The sequence below is a fragment of the Rhizobium sp. A22-96 genome (assembly GCF_053521805.1).
Map to the genome: position 1 here is coordinate 45,464 of NZ_JBNWDQ010000011.1, position 19,931 is coordinate 65,394.

At 60.7% G+C, this 19,931-nt stretch carries 21 protein-coding genes; 11 read left to right on the forward strand and 10 right to left on the reverse strand.

Going from position 1 to position 19,931, the window contains the following annotated elements; all coding sequences use genetic code 11:
* Positions 1 to 39: 39 nt before the first annotated feature.
* The 8 genes from infB to ACQZ6F_RS32645 all read left to right on the forward strand — a co-directional run bounded on the left by infB (position 40) and on the right by ACQZ6F_RS32645 (position 10,046).
* Positions 40 to 2,757: a translation initiation factor IF-2 gene (gene infB / locus ACQZ6F_RS32610; RefSeq protein WP_068394798.1), complete on the forward strand. Its 2,718-nt coding sequence runs from the start codon at positions 40 to 42 to the stop codon at positions 2,755 to 2,757.
* Positions 2,758 to 2,849: 92 nt separating this feature from the next.
* On the forward strand, positions 2,850 to 3,458 hold the full coding sequence (locus tag ACQZ6F_RS32615; RefSeq protein WP_449096100.1) for a hypothetical protein: 609 nt from the start codon (positions 2,850 to 2,852) through the stop codon (positions 3,456 to 3,458).
* A 68-nt stretch (positions 3,459 to 3,526) separates the two neighbouring features.
* Positions 3,527 to 3,943 carry a 30S ribosome-binding factor RbfA gene (gene rbfA / locus ACQZ6F_RS32620; protein ID WP_068394797.1) on the forward strand — a complete coding sequence of 139 codons (417 nt, stop codon included), beginning with the start codon at positions 3,527 to 3,529 and terminating at the stop codon, positions 3,941 to 3,943.
* Positions 3,944 to 3,955: 12 nt separating this feature from the next.
* Positions 3,956 to 4,888 (forward strand): tRNA pseudouridine(55) synthase TruB, encoded by a 933-nt coding sequence (truB, locus tag ACQZ6F_RS32625; protein WP_449096101.1) that lies wholly within the window; start codon positions 3,956 to 3,958, stop codon positions 4,886 to 4,888.
* Positions 4,889 to 4,981: 93 nt separating this feature from the next.
* Positions 4,982 to 5,833, forward strand: coding sequence for an alpha/beta fold hydrolase (locus tag ACQZ6F_RS32630; protein ID WP_449096102.1), 852 nt, complete (start codon positions 4,982 to 4,984; stop codon positions 5,831 to 5,833).
* Positions 5,834 to 5,985: 152 nt separating this feature from the next.
* Entirely contained in the window at positions 5,986 to 6,255 is a 270-nt protein-coding gene (rpsO, locus tag ACQZ6F_RS32635) for a 30S ribosomal protein S15 (protein WP_077472209.1), read from the forward strand.
* A 325-nt stretch (positions 6,256 to 6,580) separates the two neighbouring features.
* Entirely contained in the window at positions 6,581 to 8,719 is a 2,139-nt protein-coding gene (gene pnp / locus ACQZ6F_RS32640) for a polyribonucleotide nucleotidyltransferase (RefSeq protein ID WP_174069595.1), read from the forward strand.
* 310 nt (positions 8,720 to 9,029) lie between these two features.
* Entirely contained in the window at positions 9,030 to 10,046 is a 1,017-nt protein-coding gene (locus tag ACQZ6F_RS32645) for a class I SAM-dependent methyltransferase (protein ID WP_449096103.1), read from the forward strand.
* Positions 10,047 to 10,099: 53 nt separating this feature from the next.
* Here the strand turns inward: ACQZ6F_RS32645 and ACQZ6F_RS32650 are convergent, their stop codons facing one another.
* On the reverse strand, positions 10,100 to 11,311 hold the full coding sequence (locus ACQZ6F_RS32650; RefSeq protein ID WP_449096104.1) for an acyltransferase family protein: 1,212 nt from the start codon (positions 11,309 to 11,311) through the stop codon (positions 10,100 to 10,102).
* A 346-nt stretch (positions 11,312 to 11,657) separates the two neighbouring features.
* Here ACQZ6F_RS32650 and ACQZ6F_RS32655 point away from each other — a divergent pair, with 346 nt between their 5' ends.
* Complete coding sequence (locus ACQZ6F_RS32655) at positions 11,658 to 12,278, forward strand: DUF1287 domain-containing protein (protein WP_449096105.1); 621 nt, start codon at positions 11,658 to 11,660, stop codon at positions 12,276 to 12,278.
* 54 nt (positions 12,279 to 12,332) lie between these two features.
* Here the strand turns inward: ACQZ6F_RS32655 and ACQZ6F_RS32660 are convergent, their stop codons facing one another.
* The 4 genes from ACQZ6F_RS32660 to fabA form a co-directional block, all read right to left on the reverse strand.
* Positions 12,333 to 12,911 (reverse strand): GNAT family N-acetyltransferase, encoded by a 579-nt coding sequence (locus ACQZ6F_RS32660; RefSeq protein ID WP_449096106.1) that lies wholly within the window; start codon positions 12,909 to 12,911, stop codon positions 12,333 to 12,335.
* A gap of 76 nt (positions 12,912 to 12,987) precedes the next feature.
* Positions 12,988 to 13,794, reverse strand: coding sequence for an enoyl-ACP reductase FabI (fabI, locus tag ACQZ6F_RS32665; protein ID WP_068394791.1), 807 nt, complete (start codon positions 13,792 to 13,794; stop codon positions 12,988 to 12,990).
* Positions 13,795 to 13,798: 4 nt separating this feature from the next.
* Entirely contained in the window at positions 13,799 to 15,022 is a 1,224-nt protein-coding gene (gene fabB / locus ACQZ6F_RS32670) for a beta-ketoacyl-ACP synthase I (protein WP_449096107.1), read from the reverse strand.
* Positions 15,023 to 15,076: 54 nt separating this feature from the next.
* Positions 15,077 to 15,592 (reverse strand): 3-hydroxyacyl-[acyl-carrier-protein] dehydratase FabA, encoded by a 516-nt coding sequence (gene fabA / locus ACQZ6F_RS32675; RefSeq protein WP_068394789.1) that lies wholly within the window; start codon positions 15,590 to 15,592, stop codon positions 15,077 to 15,079.
* Between the two features lie 297 nt (positions 15,593 to 15,889).
* Here fabA and irrA point away from each other — a divergent pair, with 297 nt between their 5' ends.
* The gene (gene irrA / locus ACQZ6F_RS32680; protein WP_034485455.1) at positions 15,890 to 16,309 is read left to right on the forward strand and encodes an iron response transcriptional regulator IrrA; all 420 of its coding nucleotides are present in this window, start codon (positions 15,890 to 15,892) and stop codon (positions 16,307 to 16,309) included.
* A gap of 45 nt (positions 16,310 to 16,354) precedes the next feature.
* Here irrA and ACQZ6F_RS32685 read toward each other — a convergent pair whose 3' ends face one another.
* On the reverse strand, positions 16,355 to 16,990 hold the full coding sequence (locus ACQZ6F_RS32685; RefSeq protein WP_077472242.1) for a trimeric intracellular cation channel family protein: 636 nt from the start codon (positions 16,988 to 16,990) through the stop codon (positions 16,355 to 16,357).
* A 145-nt stretch (positions 16,991 to 17,135) separates the two neighbouring features.
* On the opposite strand from ACQZ6F_RS32685, the gene ACQZ6F_RS32690 reads away from it, so the two are divergent.
* Positions 17,136 to 17,612 carry a hypothetical protein gene (locus ACQZ6F_RS32690; RefSeq protein ID WP_449096108.1) on the forward strand — a complete coding sequence of 159 codons (477 nt, stop codon included), beginning with the start codon at positions 17,136 to 17,138 and terminating at the stop codon, positions 17,610 to 17,612.
* A gap of 22 nt (positions 17,613 to 17,634) precedes the next feature.
* On the opposite strand, the gene ACQZ6F_RS32695 is transcribed toward ACQZ6F_RS32690, so the two are convergent.
* The 4 genes from ACQZ6F_RS32695 to ACQZ6F_RS32710 all read right to left on the reverse strand — a co-directional run bounded on the left by ACQZ6F_RS32695 (position 17,635) and on the right by ACQZ6F_RS32710 (position 19,866).
* Positions 17,635 to 18,426: a YdcF family protein gene (locus ACQZ6F_RS32695; RefSeq protein ID WP_449096109.1), complete on the reverse strand. Its 792-nt coding sequence runs from the start codon at positions 18,424 to 18,426 to the stop codon at positions 17,635 to 17,637.
* Between the two features lie 70 nt (positions 18,427 to 18,496).
* Entirely contained in the window at positions 18,497 to 19,219 is a 723-nt protein-coding gene (locus tag ACQZ6F_RS32700) for a YoaK family protein (RefSeq protein ID WP_449096110.1), read from the reverse strand.
* 98 nt (positions 19,220 to 19,317) lie between these two features.
* Positions 19,318 to 19,488, reverse strand: a complete 171-nt coding sequence (locus ACQZ6F_RS32705) for a Thivi_2564 family membrane protein (RefSeq protein WP_136686861.1) — start codon at positions 19,486 to 19,488, stop codon at positions 19,318 to 19,320.
* Between the two features lie 138 nt (positions 19,489 to 19,626).
* Positions 19,627 to 19,866: a GIY-YIG nuclease family protein gene (locus ACQZ6F_RS32710; protein ID WP_449096111.1), complete on the reverse strand. Its 240-nt coding sequence runs from the start codon at positions 19,864 to 19,866 to the stop codon at positions 19,627 to 19,629.
* Positions 19,867 to 19,931 lie beyond the last annotated feature (65 nt).

The following is a 19,931-nucleotide window of genomic DNA, read 5'->3' on the forward strand; positions in this document are numbered from 1 at the left end:
CGGACGTTTCCGAGCCCTGTCCGAAGGAACGGGAACGGAATGACCGACAATCAAGACGACAAGACGCTGAATGTTTCAGGTAAGAAGACTCTCACCCTGAAGCCTTCAGGCGTGAACCAGGGCACCGTGCGCCAGGACATGGGCCGCGGTCGCACCAAGGCGGTCGTGGTTGAAACCCGCAAGCGCCGTCCGCTACGCCCCGAAGACGAAAAGCCGATCGTTGCTTCGACGACTGCTGCCGCGGCACCATCCGTGACGCGCGTTGCGGAACCGACGCCGCAGCCGCCGCGCCCGCCGCAGCCGGCTCCGCGCATTCATCAGCCGGGTGGCCAGCAGCAGCGTCCGCAGCAATCCAACCAGAACAACCAGCAGCGCCCGCAGCAGGAACGTTCGTCGCGCCCGGTGGTTCTGAACCATCTGTCAGCCGGCGAAATGGATGCTCGCCGCCGCGCGCTTGCCGAAGCCCAGGTCCGTGACGCCGCCGATGCGGTTCGTCGCGCCGAGGAGGACGCACGCCGCGCCGAGGAAGAGGCAGCCCGCCGCATCGAAGAGCAGGCTGAAGCCGCACGCCGCGCCGAAGAAGAAGCGGCTCGCGCCCTCGAAGCCAAGACAGAGACACCTGCACCGGTCGAAGCACCGAAGCCGGCAGCTCAGGCTGCTCCGGCTCCTGTCGTTGCCCGTCGTCCCGATGCGGCTCCGGCACGCCCTGGTGCTCCTGCGGCAGAGGCTCCGGCCAATCGCCGCCGGGTCAACGAAGAAGAAACCGATCGCGGTCCTCCGCGCGGCGCTCCGGTACGTGGCAAGGTCACGCGTCCTGAGCCGGCAAAGCCGGTTACCACCCGCCCGAAGACGGATGACGAGCGTCGCCGCGGCAAGCTGACGGTGACGACGGCCAATGTCGACGAAGACGGCAGCGCTCGCGGCCGTTCGCTTTCGGCCATGCGCCGCCGCCAGGAAAAGTTCCGCCGCAGCCAGATGCAGGAAACGCGCGAAAAGATCTCGCGCGAAGTCGTGCTGCCGGAAACCATCACCATCCAGGAACTGTCGCAGCGCATGTCTGAACGCGCCGTCGACGTCATCAAGTTCCTCATGAAGGAAGGCCAGATGCTGAAGCCGGGCGACGTCATCGACGCCGATCTGGCCGAGCTGATCGCCAACGAATTCGGCCACACCGTCAAGCGCGTTTCCGAATCCGACGTCGAACACGGCATCTTCAACGTTGCCGACGAAGACGGCGAACTGGTGTCCCGTCCGCCCGTCGTCACCATCATGGGTCACGTCGACCACGGCAAGACATCGCTGCTCGACGCCATCCGCCACGCCAATGTGGTGTCCGGTGAAGCCGGTGGCATCACTCAGCATATCGGCGCCTATCAGGTCGAACATAACGGCCAGAAGATCACCTTCATCGACACTCCCGGCCACGCCGCCTTTACGGCAATGCGTGCTCGCGGCGCCCAGGCGACCGACATCGCCATCCTGGTCGTTGCTGCCGACGATAGCGTGATGCCGCAGACGATCGAATCGATCAATCACGCCAAGGCTGCCGGTGTTCCGATCATCGTGGCGATCAACAAGATCGACAAGCATGAAGCCAATCCGCAGAAGGTCCGCATGGAACTGCTGCAGCATGAGGTCTTCGTCGAATCCCTGGGTGGCGAAGTGCTCGACGTCGAAGTTTCGGCCAAGAACCGCGTCAACCTCGACAAGCTGCTCGAAGCCATCCTGCTGCAGGCGGAAATCCTTGACCTCAAGGCCAATCCGAACCGCACCGCGGAAGGCACCGTCATCGAAGCCCAGCTTGATCGTGGCCGCGGCTCGGTCGCTACCGTCCTCATCCAGAAGGGCACGCTGCGTCCCGGCCAGATCGTCGTTGCAGGCGATCAGTGGGGCCGCGTGCGCGCACTGGTCAACGACAAGGGCGAGCATGTGAAGGAAGCCGGCCCGGCCATGCCGGTCGAGGTCCTCGGTCTTTCCGGCGCACCGCAGGCTGGCGACAAGTTCGCCGTCGTTGAGAACGAAAGCCGTGCCCGCGAAATCTCCGAATACCGCCAGCGCCTCACCCGCGACAAGGCAGCAGCCCGTCAGTCCGTCCAGCGCGGTTCGCTGGAACAGATGATGATGACGCTGCAGGCCACTGGCACCAAGGAGTTCCCGCTGGTTATCAAGGGCGACGTGCAGGGCTCGATCGAAGCCATTGCCGGCGCACTGGACAAGCTCGGCACCGACGAGGTTCGCGCCCGCATCGTCCATTCGGGCGTCGGTGGCGTGACCGAATCCGATATTTCGCTGGCCGGAGCTTCCGACGCGGCTATCATCGGCTTCAACGTCCGTGCCAATGCCCAGGCCCGCACGATGGCCGAGCGTGAAGGCATCGAAATCCGCTACTACAACATCATCTACGACCTGGTGGATGACGTGAAGGCGGCAATGTCGGGCCTGCTCTCTCCGGAGCGTCGCGAAACCTTCCTCGGCAATGCCGAAATCCTCGAGGTGTTCAACATCACGAAGGTCGGCAAGGTCGCAGGTTGCCGCGTTACCGAAGGCAAGGTCGAGCGTGGCGTCGGCGTCCGCCTGGTGCGCGACAACGTCGTCATCCACGAAGGCAAGCTCAAGACGCTCAAGCGCTTCAAGGACGAAGTCTCGGAAGTCAACGTCGGTCAGGAATGCGGTATGGCCTTCGAGAACTACGAAGACATCCGCGCCGGCGATACGATCGAATGCTTCCGCGTGGAGCACATCACCCGTACGTTGTAAGCGGCCTTCCTCTTGGCTAGATATCAAAACCGCCGGTCATCGCCGGCGGTTTTTTATTGGGTTCGAAGGAACTGCAGAAAGGCACTCGGCTCGTGACGGCATCATCGGAGGGCAGTGACCAGATCGTCGTTTCCTATGTTCGTCAGCCGGACGAGCATATTGCCGTCATGCGGCAAGCGGGACGCCGTTTCGCCATTCGCCGCCCTGGGAATGCCTACCAAAGATGGGGCTTGCTCCTGTTGTGGGTGATCGGGGTCAGCGCCGGCCTGGCCGCTCTTTTCCATTTTCTGCGCGCCCACGTCTTCATTCCGGTTTTCGGAATACCGCCATCGCTCGATAAGAATGACCTGATGGTCATCTGGATTATTCCGACTGCGATCCTCTATGTGCTCGTCGGGTTTTATTTTCGCTGGTTAACGCGGCGGCGACTGGCGACAATGCAGTCGCGCATCCGCCCTGGTATCACCATTACGGTGACGATGACCTCGCGGGGCGCATCCTGGGATACCGCCCATTCATCGATGTGGCTCGCCTGGAGCGAGATCACCGATATCACCAGCCAAAACCGCCGGATCGAGTTCGATCTCGAAACCTTCGTCACCTATATCCCTCTCTCCGCTTTCTCCAATCGGGAGGAACAGGACGCCATATTCAGCCGGATTCTGGGCCTCTGGAGGGCAGATCGGGCCATCCAGCCTTGACCTTTGCGCCGGATCGAGTCATGTGACCCGCTTTATAGCGTCCAGGGGACGCTGCTAACGGAAAAACCATGACCAGACCAACCTCTTCCGCGCCTTCGCAGCGTATGCTTCGCGTCGGCGAACAAGTGCGCGCCGCGATCACGCAGGTCCTGCAGCGCGGCGAAGTGCGCGACGACCTGATCGAGCGCACCGTGATTTCCATTTCCGAAGTGCGCATGTCGCCGGATCTGAAGATCGCCACCGCCTATGTGACGCCGCTCGGCGTCGCCGACCATGATGTCGTCATCGACACCCTCAATCGTCATTCGAAATACATCCGCGGCCGCCTCGGCCCGTTGCTTCGGCAGATGAAGTACATGCCGGAAGTCCGCTTCCGCGACGATACCAGCTTCGACAATTACAAGAAGATCGATGCGCTGCTGCGGTCGCCTGAGGTCCAGCGCGACCTCAAGGACGACGATACCGACACCGACGAAAACCGATAACAGAGACAGACAATGTCCAAGCCACGCAAGCCCAAGGGCCGCCCGATTTCGGGCTGGCTCATTCTCGACAAGCCGGTGGATTTCGGCTCGACCGAGGCCGTTTCCAAGATCAAGTGGCTGTTCAAGGCCCAAAAGGCCGGCCATGCCGGTACGCTCGATCCGCTTGCCTCCGGCATGCTGCCGATCGCGCTTGGCGATGCCACCAAGACGGTTCCCTATGTCATGGACGGCCGCAAGATCTATGAATTTACCGTCACCTGGGGCGAAGAACGCGCCACCGACGACCTCGAAGGCGAAGTGACCGAGAGCTCTGACAAGCGTCCGAGCGAAGAGGACATCCGGGCGCTGCTGCCGCAATATACCGGCGTCATCAGCCAGATCCCGCCGCAGTTCTCGGCGATCAAGATCGCCGGCGAGCGCGCCTATGACCTGGCCCGCGAGGGTGAAACCGTCGAGATCCCCTCCCGCGAGGTGGAAGTGTTCCGCCTGACGCTGCTGGCCTGCCCGGATGCCAACACGGCGCATTTTGAAGTGGAATGCGGCAAGGGCACCTATGTGCGGGCGCTTGCCCGCGATTTCGGCCGCAATCTCGGCTGCTACGGCCATATCTCCGAGCTGCGTCGCAGCTTCGTCGCCCCCTTTGCCGAAGAGGCGATGGTGCCGCTGGCCGATCTCGTGGCGCTCGAGGCGATCGAAGATGCCGACGAGAGGCTCGCCGCCCTCGATGCATTGCTGATCGATACGGCCGAAGCACTGTCATCCCTGCCGCATCTCATCATCAACGACGATCAGGCCCACCGTCTGAAGATGGGCAATCCCATTCTCGTGCGCGGCCGCGATGCGCCGGTTGCCGAAACCGAAGCCTATGCCACGGCACGCGGCAAACTGATCGCCATCGGCGAGATCGGCGAAGGCGAATTCCGCCCGAAACGGGTTTTCGCCTGACCGGCATCCGGGCCAAAGAGGCGGCTATTGCAGGGCAATAGCGATGCGATATGCTCCCCGACGGGTCATGAAGGCCCGTCCAAGGGGGAGAACATGCGCAGAGCTGCCATCGGATTACTGACGTTTCTTTCGTTGTTCCTGACAATTGCGAGCGCGCATGCCGCCGAGCGGTGGGCCGCGCTCCCGGCCTTTCCGCCGATGCCACAGCCGAAGGCCAGCGGCATGGCCGATATCAACGACATCAAGATGTATTATGCCGAATACGGCGCGGGCGACCCGATCCTCTTCATCCATGGAGGACTTGGGAATGCGGACGTCTGGGGCGCTCAGGTCGCCGATTTCGCCAGGGATCATCTCGTCATCGTTGCCGACAGCCGCGGCCATGGCCGCTCGACGCGCAGCGAGCAGCCCTTCGGCTATGATCTGATGACTTCGGATTACGTCGCGCTGCTTGACTATCTGAAGATCGGCAAGGTGACGCTGGTCGGGTGGTCTGATGGCGGCATCATCGGCATCGACATGGCGATGAAGCACCCCGAAAAGCTGACACGCGTGATCGCCCAGGCGGCAAATGTCACCACCGACGGCGTGAAGCCGGACGTCATGAACAACAAGACCTTCAGCAACTATATCGATGTCGCCGGCGAATATTACAGGAAACTTTCGCCGACACCGAACGAATACGACGCCTTCGTCAACCAGATCTCGCAGATGTGGGCCACGCAGCCGGCGTGGACGGCAACCGACCTTGGAAAGATCGCCGTGCCTGTCACGCTTGCCATCGGCGACCATGATGAAGCGGTGAAGCTCGACCATACTGAGATGATGGCAAAGGAGATACCGGGCGCAAAGCTCGTGATCCTGAAGGACGCCAGCCATTTCGCCATGCTGCAGGATCCCGAGGGTTATGATGCCATGATCCGGAATGCCATGGCGGGCCGCTGAAAACCGCCTGGAGGACAAGCCTCTTTCCATTGCGGCTTATTTGGTTTATAGGCAGCGCCAGCATCGGGCCTGCCCGATTGCATTCGCGGCCAATGCTGGACGACATCCCGGCGTTTGGCGACTTTATTTCCTCTCATAGAAAGGACCATCCGATGTCGATCACTGCTGAGCGCAAGGCTGCGCTGATCAAGGAATATGCCACCGTTGAAGGCGACACCGGTTCTCCGGAAGTCCAGGTAGCAATCCTGACCGAGCGCATCAACAACCTCACGGACCACTTCAAGGACCACAAGAAGGACAACCACTCCCGCCGTGGCCTCCTGACGATGGTTTCCAGCCGGCGCTCGCTTCTTGATTATCTCAAGAAGAAGGACGAAAGCCGTTATACCAAGCTGATCGCCAGCCTCGGTATCCGTCGCTAATCGAATTTCCGGCGGGCGTTCACCTGAACGTCCGCCGGATGCTTATGAAGGGTATGAACCCTTGAGACCAGCTTCCCTCGCGCTTCCTGTTTGCGCGATGCGAGACTGCCGGCAGCCCGGATGGGCCGGCGCTGCCAACAACAACCGTTGACCTGTCATGGGGCAGGATTGCCGGATGCTTTCAGCCGAAGCCTCGTGCTTCGGCCTGATTTCGAAAGCCTCTCGTTGTCTTGCCCGTGATGCGTCACATTTCGTGCGGTTGAAGATGTGCCTTGCCGAACGTGTCGGCGACGGCGCCTTTTCCCGCACAATGTAAGGACAAGATATGTTCGATATCCATACTGTCGAAATCGAGTGGGCAGGCCGCCCGCTGAAGCTCGAAACCGGCAAGATCGCTCGTCAGGCTGACGGCGCCGTCGTTGCCACCTACGGCGAGACCGTGGTTCTTGCCACCGTTGTTTCGGCCAAGTCGCCGAAGCCGGGCCAGGATTTCTTCCCGCTCACCGTCAACTATCAGGAAAAGACCTACGCAGCCGGCAAGATCCCCGGCGGCTACTTCAAGCGCGAAGGACGTCCGAGCGAAAACGAAACCCTCGTTTCCCGCTTGATCGACCGCCCGATCCGCCCGCTTTTCCCGGAAGGCTACAAGAACGACACGCAGGTAGTCGTCACGGTCATCCAGCATGACCTCGAAAACAATCCCGACATCCTTTCGATGGTTGCCACGTCCGCAGCGCTCACGCTTTCCGGCGTTCCCTTCATGGGCCCGGTCGGCGGCGCTCGCGTCGGCTACATCAACGGCGAATACGTTCTCAACCCGCATCTCGACGAGATGGACGAATCGAGCCTCGATCTCGTCGTCGCCGGCACGCAGGACGCCGTTCTGATGGTTGAGTCGGAAGCCAAGGAACTGCCTGAAGACGTCATGCTCGGCGCCGTCATGTTCGGTCATCGCGGCTTCCAGCCGGTCATCGATGCGATCATCAAGCTCGCCGAAGTCGCTGCCAAGGAACCGCGCGATTTCACGCCGGAAGATCATTCCGAGCTCGAAGCCGAAATGCTCGGCATTGCCGAAGCCGAACTGCGCACCGCCTACAAGAACACGCAGAAGGCTGAGCGCTACGCTGCCGTCGATGCCGTCAAGGCCAAGGTCAAGGCACACTTCTTCCCGGAAGGCGTAGAGCCGAAGTATTCCGCCGAAGTCATCGGCGCCGTCTTCAAGCACCTGCAGGCCAAGATCGTTCGCTGGAACATCCTCGACACCTCGAGCCGTATCGACGGCCGTGACCTGTCGACCGTTCGCCCGATCGTTTCGGAAGTCGGCCTTCTGCCGCGCACGCACGGTTCGGCGCTGTTTACCCGCGGTGAAACGCAGGCAATCGTCGTCGCCACGCTCGGCACCGGCGAAGACGAACAGTATGTCGACAGCCTGACCGGCATGTACAAGGAGCGCTTCCTGCTCCATTACAACTTCCCTCCCTACTCGGTTGGCGAAACAGGCCGCATGGGTTCCCCGGGTCGTCGCGAAATCGGTCACGGCAAGCTCGCGTGGCGCGCTATCCGCCCGATGCTGCCGACGGCTGAACAGTTCCCCTACACGCTGCGCGTCGTCTCCGAGATCACCGAGTCCAACGGCTCGTCCTCGATGGCAACGGTTTGCGGCACCTCGCTCGCGCTGATGGACGCCGGCGTCCCGCTGGCCAAGCCGGTTGCCGGCATTGCCATGGGTCTGATCCTGGAAGGCGAACGCTTCGCCGTTCTCTCCGACATTCTCGGTGACGAAGACCACCTCGGCGACATGGACTTCAAGGTCGCCGGCACTGCCGACGGCATCACCTCGCTGCAGATGGACATCAAGATCGCCGGCATCACCGAAGAGATCATGAAGGTCGCTCTCGGCCAGGCACAGGGCGGTCGCACGCACATCCTCGGCGAAATGTCCAAGGCAATCACCGAAAGCCGTGGCCAGCTCGGCGAATTCGCACCGCGCATTGAAGTCATGAACATCCCGGTCGACAAGATCCGTGAAGTCATCGGCTCCGGCGGCAAGGTCATTCGCGAAATCGTCGAAAAGACCGGCGCGAAGATCAACATCGAAGACGACGGCACCGTCAAGATCGCCTCGTCCTCCGGCAAGGAAATCGAAGCGGCCCGCAAGTGGATCCACTCGATCGTCGCTGAGCCGGAAGTCGGCCAGATCTACGAAGGCACGGTTGTCAAGACCGCCGACTTCGGCGCGTTCGTCAACTTCTTCGGCGCCCGTGACGGCCTCGTCCACATCTCGCAGCTCGCTTCCGAGCGTGTTGCCAAGACGCAGGACGTCGTCAAGGAAGGCGACAAGGTCTGGGTCAAGCTGCTCGGCTTCGACGAGCGCGGCAAGGTTCGCCTGTCCATGAAGGTTGTCGACCAGGCCACCGGCCAGGAACTCGCTGCCGAAAAGAAGAAGGATGACGCAGCCGAATAAGCTGCGCCTTCATTCAGGTTCCGGGGCGCGGGATTCGTTTCCGCGCCCCTTTTATATGATGGCTGTCGGCTGCTTTTGCTGAAACTATGTGCCCGGCCCCTCACCCTAGCCCTCTCCCCGCCATGCGGGGAGAGGGGATGCGACTGTGCTCGATTATCGCCTTCCTCCAAACTGAGGCACGCTATCTTGCTCTGTCGTCCCCTCTCCCCGTTTCAACGGGGAGAGGGCTAGGGTGAGGGGCAAGCACAGAATACAACGGCGGCACGCATATACGACAATCGAAACTCATTCCCATAACGAGACCACGCTCATGAGCCGCGACGCCCTGAAGACCCTGTTTCATCCCTTTGCCTCCGGCACCATCGATGCGCCCGGCGAGGGCCAGCGGATGCTGTTTCTCGGCGCCGAGGCCGGCTTTGCGCTGCCTGACGGCTTTACCGCCGAGCTTTCCGCCGTCCAGGGCTTCCGGCCTTTCTATCGCCAGCTGCAGGCGCAGCGCATCAACGTGACGCCTGAGATCGAGGGCGGAGATTATGACGGTGCGCTCGTGCTTTGCGGCAAGCACAAGGGCGAGAACGAAGGCAATATCGCTGAAGCGCTTTCGCGGGTGAAGGAAGGTGGTCTCATCGTCGTTGCCGGCGGCAAGGAAGACGGCATCCAGCCGCTGCGCAAGCGCATCGAGGGCTTCGGCCTCACGGTCGAGCACATGCCGAAATATCATGGCGTTGCCTTCTGGTTCACGCGCCCCGCCGACATCAAGCCGATAACAGCGCAGCTCGTGAAGCCGGCAACGCGCGTCGACGACCGCTTCACCACCACGGCCGGCATGTTCTCGCACGACCGGATCGATGCCGGCTCGGAGCTGCTCGCCTCGCGCCTGCCGACAGACTTTACCGGCGATGCCGCCGATTTCGGCGCTGGCTGGGGCTATCTCTCTGTCGAACTGGCAACCAAGTCGCCAAGGATCGCCCGTATCGACCTCTACGAGGCCCATTACGACGCGCTGGAGGCTGCCCGCGCAAATCTGCTTGATAATTGCCCGAAGGTCGCCCAGCGCTTCTTCTGGCACGATCTGGCGAGCGAGCCGGTCAAGGACAAGTATGACCTGATCATCATGAACCCGCCCTTCCATGAAGGCCACGCCGCCGAACCTTCACTCGGCCAGGTGATGATCAAGATGGCCGCCTCGGCGCTACGCGGCGGCGGCCGCCTGATGCTGGTCGCCAATCGCGGCCTGCCTTATGAGCCGGTGCTGACGGAGAACTTCAAGGAGCATGGCGAGGCTTGCCGCAATGCCCGCTACAAGGTGCTCTGGGCAAAGAAATAAGCAAAGCAAAGGCGGCCAGTGGCCGCCTTTTTTGCGTGCACGGGCCAGTCGGCTCAGCGCATGCGGGACACGAGATGATCCCGCAGATGCAGGAAGCTTCTTTCGACGACAAACCAGAGTGCCGCTGCCACGATGAAGCAGGTGGCGACATAGATCACGAAGCCGGACAGGCCTTGGAGATTCTCCCGGCCAAAGACCATCCTGTCGAGCTGGTAGACGGCCTTGTGGGTTAGATACAGGCTGTAGGACAGCGTCGCGATGCCTGTGACCGCCGGAAGATGCCAACGCCCGGTCCTCGGCTGCAAGTCCAGCAGGGCACCGAGGATGAATGCAACTCCGGCCGAGAACAACGGGAAGCCTGCGACTGCGCCGGGAAGCGGCTGCAACAGGAACGGCAGATTGGTTTCCGCAAAAGGCCCTCGTTCAGAAAAGATCATGATGGCTGAGGTCACAAGAATGCTGCCGATGACAAGGGCGATGTAGGGCGGCATATAGCGCTCCCACAGCAGCGGCCTGAACAGCCGAACCGCGGCCAGAACGACGCCGAAGGCCAGACCATCGAGCCGATTGTAAGTCGGGTAATAGATATCCCTGAGATAGGCGGCAAAGGCTTCGTTATATTGGTACGCCGCTGCCGGCAAACCAACCTCGCCTTGCCATATGGCAAGCCGCAAACCCATGCCGACAATCACGATCGTTGCTGCGAGCAGCGTGACGGAGACGATCGTTGCATGGCGTCTCAGCAAAAGAACGAGCACCGGCAGGACCAGATAGAAATGCGCCTCGACGCTCAGCGACCACGCCTCGCTGAATGCAGTACCGGAGCGGGGATCGAGACCGAAATTGAGCGTGGCAATCAGGAACCGCCAGACCGGCTGCATGGCCGGCGCATCGCGCAGGGGCGGGACGAGTGCGTAGAGGCCAAGGACGACGAGAAATGCCGGCAAGATGCGCAGCGCCCGGCGCAGATAGAAGCTCTTGAGATCGATGCTGCCCCGGCGCGCCGCCTCCGCCATCAACTGGGTGCCGATGAGGAAGCCGCTGAGCACGAAGAATATGTCAACGCCAAGCCATCCATAGGGCCTGAGACCCACAAGCGGCAGCGGCGTCGCCTCGGCCGGCAGATGCAGCAGCATCACGAGCAGGATAGCGATCGCGCGCAGTATATCCGGCCCCAGAGCTCTTGAGCGGGCAATGGCGGAGAGCAATGTCGTCTCGCTCGGTGGAGCAAGCGGCTTGGAATTGGCAACAGTTATGGTGTTCACGGCTGGGGTTCCCGTAAATGGTCTATGACCGCCGATGGACATGCACGAGATACTGTTGAATGCGCCTGATGTATCGCAATTCCGGCCGATGGTAACGAGCCATCCCCGGCAACATAGAATTAACCTAAAGTTTTCGTAAAATTTTAGCCAATGCGGGTTAACGCGGCCGATTCGGCGCTCTCGCGGTCCCATCCGTTCTTCAGCCTGTTCGGACTAAGCAATAGAGCCGCACTCTCGACGCTCCATCCACACGCGGATCATCCATAGATTCGCCTCTATTCGAAAGAAGGTTCGTCTCTCGAATAGAAGCCGCATGCTGCTGATATCGTGAGGAGGGGAAGCCGAAATGGATGTCACGCGCCGCGCGGTGCTGCAAACTGGCCTTCTGGCCTTCGCCTCTACATGGCCGGCCGTGAGCTGGGCCAACGCGGCCACTCCAGCCTGGCCGGCATCGCTGGTACAGGCCGCAAGGGCGCAGATCGGCGTTACCACGCGCTATGACCCCACCTATGTCAGAATAGCCTATCCGGGCGGAGATGTGCCCCCAGATCGGGGCGTTTGCACCGACGTCGTCATCCGTGCCTATCGCCATGCCTTCGGGCTCGATCTGCAAGCGTTGCTGCACGAAGACATGAAGGCCAATTTTTCCGCCTATCCCAAAGCATGGGGCATGAAGGCGACCGACCCCAATATCGACCACCGCCGCGTGCCGAATCTCGCCGTCTACTTCACCCGGCGGAAAGCGGCGCTGCCGCTCAGCGCGGATTTTGCGGCCTATCGCCCCGGTGACCTCGTCACGCAGATGCTTCCGGGCAACCTGACCCACATCGTCATCGTCTCATCGAAAACATCGACAGAGGCGCCGGGGCGGCCGCTGGTCATCCAGAACATCGGTGCCGGCGCAAGCGAGGACGATACTTTATTTGCCTATCAACGGACGGGACATTATCGGTTCGCGCCCGTCTGATCCGGGCGCGCCACGTGTCATCTCGCAATATCAGCGAAAGCGGTGGCGAACAGGCTACCGTGGTCTGGCCAGATCTCTCTCGGGCCACTCTTGGCGCAGAACGGCATAGACATACTCGTCGCCCCAAATGCCGTTGAAACGATCGTTCTGGATGAGGTGCGCCTCGCGACGCAGGCCGAGCCGCTCGACAACGCCGACGGAGCCGGCATTCTTCGCATCCAGCCGCGCGAAGATCCGGTGAAAGCCGAATTTTTCAAAGCCGAGAGTGATGATGGCGCCGGTGGCTTCGGTCGCATACCCCTTCCCGGCATACGCCGGGTTGAAGGTATAGCCAACCTCGGCCTGAAGGGCTGCCTTGCTGGCAAGCTGCAGGCTGACGTCACCTAGCAGAGCACCGTCCTCCCGCCGAATGGCGGCACACAGGAGTGCATCTCCATCTTCGCAAAAAGAGGAATTCAAACGTGCATCGAAACGCTCCCTCATCACCGCCAGCGTAGGGGGATCGCGGTACAGGAAACGATAGATCTCAGGAAGCGAACGATAAGCGCGATAGGCCTCGAAATCCTCAGGCACAAAGCGGCGGAGAATGAGCCGCTCTGTGAATGCGAAGGGTTCGGCGTTCGTATTCGTCATCGGCAATCCTCTAAAAGGATATCCGGAAAGCTAGTCCTCCCGGCTAGTAACCGGGAGGGCAATTCAAATCAGCACGTTACTCGGCGTCGGCGCTCGACAGCGCTTCCAGCGTCGGCATCGAGGTGATGTTGTAGCCGGCGTCGACGAAGTGGATTTCGCCGGTCACGCCTGCCGACAGCTCCGACAAGAGATAGAGCGAGGACGAGCCGACCTGATCGATGGTGACCGATTTGCGCAGCGGTGCGTTGCGCTGGTTCCACGACAGGATGGCGCGGGCATCGGAAATGCCGGCGCCGGCGAGCGTGCGGATCGGGCCGGCGGAAACGGCGTTTACGCGAATGCCGCGCGGGCCGTAGTCGGCGGCGAGATAGCGAACGGACGCCTCGAGCGCCGCCTTGGCGACACCCATGACGTTGTAGTTCGGGATGACACGCGTCGAGCCGTTATAGGTCAGCGTCAGCATGCTGCCGCCTTCCGTCATCAGTTCGGCGGCGCGCTTGGCGATCTCGGTGAAGGAGAAGCAGGAAATCACCATGGTGCGGGTGAAATTGTCGCGCGTGGTGTTGGCGTAGAGGCCCTTCAGCTCGTTCTTGTCCGAGAAGCCGATTGCGTGGACGACGAAATCGAGCTTGCCCCAGCGTTCTCTAATTGCGTCGAAGACGCTATCGACAGAAGCGAGATCCTCGACATCGCAAGGCAGAAGAAAATCGGAGCCGACTTCGGCTGCGAGCGGCTTGACGCGCTTGCCGAGCGCTTCGCCCTGAAAGGTGAATGCCAGTTCCGCGCCTTGGGCTGCGAGCGCCTTCGAAATGCCCCAGGCAATGGAATGATTGTTTGCGACGCCCATGATGAGGCCGCGCTTACCCTGCATGATTCCGGTCATTGCCTTATCCGTTGTAGCGCTGGAATACGAGCGTAGCGTTGGTGCCGCCGAAGCCGAAGGAATTCGAAAGAGCGATGTCGATCTTGGCGTCATCGATGCGCTTGCGAACGATCGGCACGCCGGCAAATTCCGGATCGAGTTCGGTGATATGGGCGCTTTCGCCGATGAAGCGCTGCTGCATCATCAGGATCGAATAGATCGATTCCTGCACGCCAGCAGCACCGAGCGAATGGCCCGTCAGCGACTTGGTCGACTGGATCGGCGGGATCTTGTCGCCGAACACTTCGCGGATAGCGCCGATTTCCTTGCTGTCACCCACCGGCGTCGAGGTGCCGTGGGTGTTGATGTAGTCAATGTCGCCCTTCACGGTAGCCAGTGCCTGGCGCATGCAGCGTGCCGCACCCTCGCCCGACGGTGCGACCATGTCGTAGCCATCGGAGGTAGCGCCATAGCCGACGATCTCGGCATAGATCTTGGCGCCGCGTGCCTTGGCATGCTCAAGCTCTTCGAGAACCAGCACGCCAGCGCCGCCAGCGATGACGAAGCCGTCGCGGTTTGCATCATAGGCCCGCGATGCGGTTTCGGGGTGATCCTCGTTGAACTTCGAGGACATGGCGCCCATGGCGTCGAAGAGGTTCGACATGGTCCAGTCGAGATCTTCGTGTCCACCGGCAAACATCACGTCCTGCTTGCCCCACTGGATCATCTCAGCTGCATTGCCGATGCAGTGCGCCGAGGTCGAGCATGCCGACGAGATCGAATAGTTGACGCCGTGGATCTTGAACCAGGTCGCAAGCGTTGCCGATGCGGTCGACGACATCGACTTCGGCACGGCGAAGGGGCCGATGCGCTTCGGGCTGTTGTTCTTGCGGGTGATATCGGCGGCTTCGATCAGCGTGCGGGTCGACGGACCGCCGGAGCCCATGATGATGCCGGTGCGCTCGTTGGTGATGTCACCTTCCTCGAGGCCGCTATCGGCGATCGCCTGCTTCATGGCGACATGGTTCCACGCACCGCCCTGCGACAGGAAGCGCATGGCGCGGCGATCGACCAGATCGGTAGTATCGATGGTCGGCGCGCCCCATACCTGGCACTTGAAGCCATGCTCGGCAAAATCGGGGGAGAAAGAAATGCCGGACTTGGCTTCGCGCAGCGAGGCGGTCACTTCTTGAGCATCGTTTCCAATCGAAGAGACAATACCCAGACCCGTAACAACTACCCGTCTCATGTCGATGACCTTTTCTTAAACAGTCTGTCTTGGTGGAGGCGGCAGCGCCGCAGTTCAGGCAACCTTGTCCTTGGACAGGCCTACACGCAGGTCCGTCGCCTGATAGATGGTTTCGCCGTCGGCCTTCAGCCAGCCGTCGGCGGTGCCGAGGACCAGGCGGCCGCGCATGACGCGCTTGAAGTCGATGCCGTATTCGAGGAGCTTCGTATCCGGGCGAACCATGCCCTTGAACTTCACTTCGCCCGTGGACAGCGCCATGCCGCGGCCGGGCTCGCCGAGCCAGCCGAGGAAGAAGCCGGTCAGCTGCCACATGCCGTCGAGGCCGAGGCAGCCCGGCATGATCGGGTTGCCGGCAAAATGGCAGGGGAAGTACCAGTCGTCGGGGCGCACGTCATACGCGGCGCGAATGTAGCCCTTGTCGAAAGCCCCGCCGGTTTCGGAAATATCTGTAATGCGATGGACCATCAGCATCGGTGGCAGGGGAAGCTGTGCGTTGCCCGGGCCGAACAGTTCGCCGCGACCGCAGGCCAGGATTTCCTCGTAGTTGAAGCTGGATTGTCTCGTCGTCATAAAAATTCCGTTTCCCCCGCATGAATGCCGATGGATGTGAAGCTTTAGTGCAAGATCGACAGAAAATGAAGCGCAACCATCACACTCTCATTTATCTGTCCGATCGAACGTACCAGCTCTTATGTGGTGGTCGCATACAGGAACGCCAGAGCTGCTGCCAGTGGCAAATGCGCCAAAAGCCCGATTTTTCCGGCTTTTGAGCACCTTCCCACCCCATTGAAACTATTGAAAGCAATCAAGGCAAAAGTTATATGGCTTAGTGAAGAATTATGGAAATCAGGAATCCGGAGTCCCTGAATGGCGGAAGAAGCCGAAATCGCGATCGAGACCAGGCTGCGCAATGTGGGTCTGAGACCCACCAGGCAGCGGATCGCGCTGGGTGATCTTCTCTTCGCCAAGGGCGACCGACACCTGACGGTCGAGGAACTTCACGAGGAAGCGGTCGCCGCGGGCGTGCCTGTTTCCCTCGCAACTGTCTACAATACGCTGCATCAATTCACCGAAGCCGGCATGATCCGCGTTCTCGCCGTCGAGAGCACCAAGACCTATTTCGACACCAATGTCTCCGACCACCATCACTTTTTCGTGGAAGGCCATAACGAGGTGCTCGATATTCCGATCAGCAATCTCACGATCGGCAACCTGCCGGAGCCGCCGAAGGGCATGGAAATCGCCCATGTCGACGTCGTGATCCGCCTGCGCCGCAAGCAGCGCTGACCTCTTCCGCAGCACCGGGATTGCCCGGCAGCGGACAGCTTTCATTTACATGACATCATCCGGATGCCGCCCTGGCTTGTGATGATAGGTCGGGAAGGTCCAGCCGAACCAGAGCGCGCCGCCGCGCACGGCAAAGGCCGCAGCAACGCCGAGCCCCGCCGATGCATAGAGCGGCAGCATGGTCGCATTGGCAGCCGTGAAGACGCCGGCGCCGACAAGAGCCGCCGTCACGTAGATCTCCGGCCGCAGCAGCACCGAGGGCTCGTTTGCCAGGAGATCGCGCAGGATGCCGCCAAAGGTGGCCGTCAGCGCGCCGGTGATGATGGCAACCGTCGGCGAGCCTGTCGCCGCCATGCCCTTGGCCGCCCCCATCACGCAATAGGCCGAAAGCCCCACCGCATCGAGCCAGAGAAGCAGCCGATAGCGCGATTCGAACAGATGAGCGGTGAAGAACACCAGGACACCGACGATGGCGCAGATGATGATATAGGTTGGGTTCAGCACCCAGAAGACCGGCACCCTGCCAAGGATGATATCCCGAAGCGTGCCGCCGCCGATGCCGGTGACGGCGGCCAGGAACAGAAAGCCGATCGGATCAAGCTGCTTGCGCGACGCCGCGAGCGCGCCGGTTGCGGCAAAGAGAGCGACGCCGACATAATCCAAAAGCGAGAGAAGCGACATCGGGAACTCCAAAAGGGCGCCGGCGGCAATTTTGACGAAATGAATCACGACGGCAAGGGTCGCGCAAGCAGGCGCATGTAAAGATGTCGTAGCGGTCGCGGCGACCAAAGAGGCCGCGACGGCGCTTCGAAGAGGACCTCCCCCGGTGAAATCCCTGCTGATCGTGATTCTCAATCTCATCGCATTCGTGATCATGCCCGCTGCAGCGCTGGCGCAGCAATCGCTCCTGCAGGACCCGGTGGCTTTCGAGAAGGAACATTTCACCAAGGCTTGCGATGGCCAGGTGAGCTTTGGCGACCATTTCGCCACCCAGCAGGACATCAACAACGACAAGCTGATGGATATCGTCATCAACGAGGGCGAGATCACCTGCAAGGGCGAAAAGGGCCCCTACTGCACGGATGAAGGCTGCCCCTATAATTTCTATGTCCAGGTGGCCGAGGGCGGCTACCTGCTCATCGCCACAGCACAGACCTATGGCTACGATTTCATCCAGCGTTTCGGCAATATGGTGCTGGTCATGAAGATGCACCCGCGCTTCTGCGACCGCACCGATAACGTTCCGTGCGAGATCACCGTCAGGGTGCGCGGCGTCAAATTCGTCACCATCTCGAAGAAATAGATCTCAGAACGCAGGCGCGTCACTACGGCGCGGGATAAAGCGCCGAGGTGCGGCCGACGAAGTAATAGCCGACGAGGCCGGTCCACTCGCGCAAGCCGGTCGCCAGCAATTGCGCATTGAGCGAGGGCTGGGTGAAATCGAAGCGCAGTGTTTCCTTGCCGGTGCTGCGATAATCGACCGGCCAGGGCACGACGGGAATGCCCTGCTTGCGGAAAATACCCATCGAGCGCGGCATGTGGAAACCCGACGTGATGAGCAGGCAATCCGAAAGGCCATTCTGCGCCAGCAGCTCCTTGGTGTTGACTGCATTCTCGAAGGTGGTGCGCGAGGTCCTGTCCTCGACCATGCGGCTCGTCGAGATGCCGAGTGCGGTGAAGAAGCGCTCGGAGATGACAGCATCGCCCTCATAGGTGCCGCCGATCGAACCATCGCCGCCCGAGATAACGATGCGTGCCTGCGGATATTTCTGCGCCAGCCGCAGGGCCTCGACGAGCCGGTCGCCAGCCGAATCGAGCTCATAGCCGCCCCGCGCCGTCGTCACCTCATTCTGCGTGGCGCCACCGAGCACGATCATGCATTTGAGATCCGCAGGATCGGCGGCAGCGCGCGGAAAGCGCTCTTCCAGCCCCTGCACGACATAGGCGCCCGCCGTCGTGTACAGCGCGACGAACAGGATCAGGAGGGACAACAAGGATGCAGTGATTGCAGAAGCACGCCAACGCAGAAGCGTGGCGATGAACGCCAGCAGACCGAGGAAAAATGCCAGCGACAGCGGCTGACCGAAAATCCAGACAAGTTTCGAAAAAACAAACACGGCACACCTCAAGCTTGTCGGCAAAAACGATTCGCTTTCTCCCTAGCAGATTTTGTGCACTGCAATGTGGCTATTTCGATCGCCGCGTCATTGAAGCGGCAATGGTGAGGCGCTGATTGAAGCGATGCTGAAGCGGCCGGGGGATGAAGAGGGTCGCGAGCGCCAATACAAGCGCGACCATCGAAACCAGCCAGAGAGCGCCTGCGCCAAGGGCATTTGCGAGAAGTGCGCCGATAACGGCACCCGATATCATGCCGCTCCAAGGCACGATCTGCACCGTCCAGGCAAAATCACGGTCGCCAAGCAGAAAACGGCCAATGCCGCGGCCAAACCGCGACAGCGCGCCGGTCACGTAGGTGAGCCCGATCGGCAGACCCTCGATATGTTCGACCGTGGCGTTGACCATGCCCATGGCCAGCACGACCAGGTAGAACTGCACCAGCGGCAGAGAGGGCAACCCAAGGCTCGCAGCCGCAGCGAGAAGAACGCTGACGCAGACAAGCACGACGAAGGCGCGCCGGTCGGCAAGGTGGGCAACAACGATCCCGAGCGCATTGCCGGCGATGAAGGTGACGATCGCGGCCAGCAGCACCAGCGCATGGCCGAAATCACCCGTGCCGAAAGCAATCGCCGCCCGCGTCGTATTCCCGGTCATGAAGGACACGAAGTTGCCGGTGAGCATCAGACCGACCGCATCGGTCATGCCGGCGAGAAAAGCGATCGAGGCAACGAGGAGCAACCCCGTCACCCTGCGGCGGGTCTTGATGAGACGACGGCGGCGCTGTCTGGTCATGTCCGAATCGGATGAGTTGCGGAAGGCCAGAGGCTAGCATGGCATGGGTGAGATGCCGAGAATTATGGAAAGGGCCATCCGGCAGATAAGGCGGTCGTCTACCAGACGCTCAAATATCTCAGCAGGGAAACGATGCCGATGATGATGACGATGATCTGCACGATTTGCCGCGTGCGGCCATCGAGCGGTAAGCGCTGGACCAAGTAGAGAACCAGGACGATGACGAGGAAGGTAATCAAAATCCCGACCAGAACTGAAGCACCAAGCATGGACTTTCCCTTCGCAAACTAAAAACACCGTAGTCTATGAGGATTTAACTATGGGACGGCTGGTTAAAGTAAAGGCTTGGGGCCCAAAACAAGGCTGGCGTGCCTTGCCTAAGGAGGCAGATGCCACAGAAGAGAGAACTATAGTCTTTTCTTTGCAAAAGCTCGTCCCGAACCGGATTTCAGATATCTTTCGAATTCAAAAGCCTGCGATTCGTCGGAGAAGGCGATGTAGGTTTTGACTGACCACGGCGCATATTTGGAGGTATGCGGCACCTCCTTGGCATTGTGTTTTGCCATACGGGCTTTCAGATCGCCAGTCACACCGATGTAGTGGCGGTCTGGGAACTCGCAGCTCGTGAGGATATAAACGTATTTCATTCGGGGAATGATAGTGTGTCGAAGTGGATATGCAACTCATGCGTTATCCCCACCTAGACGAAAAT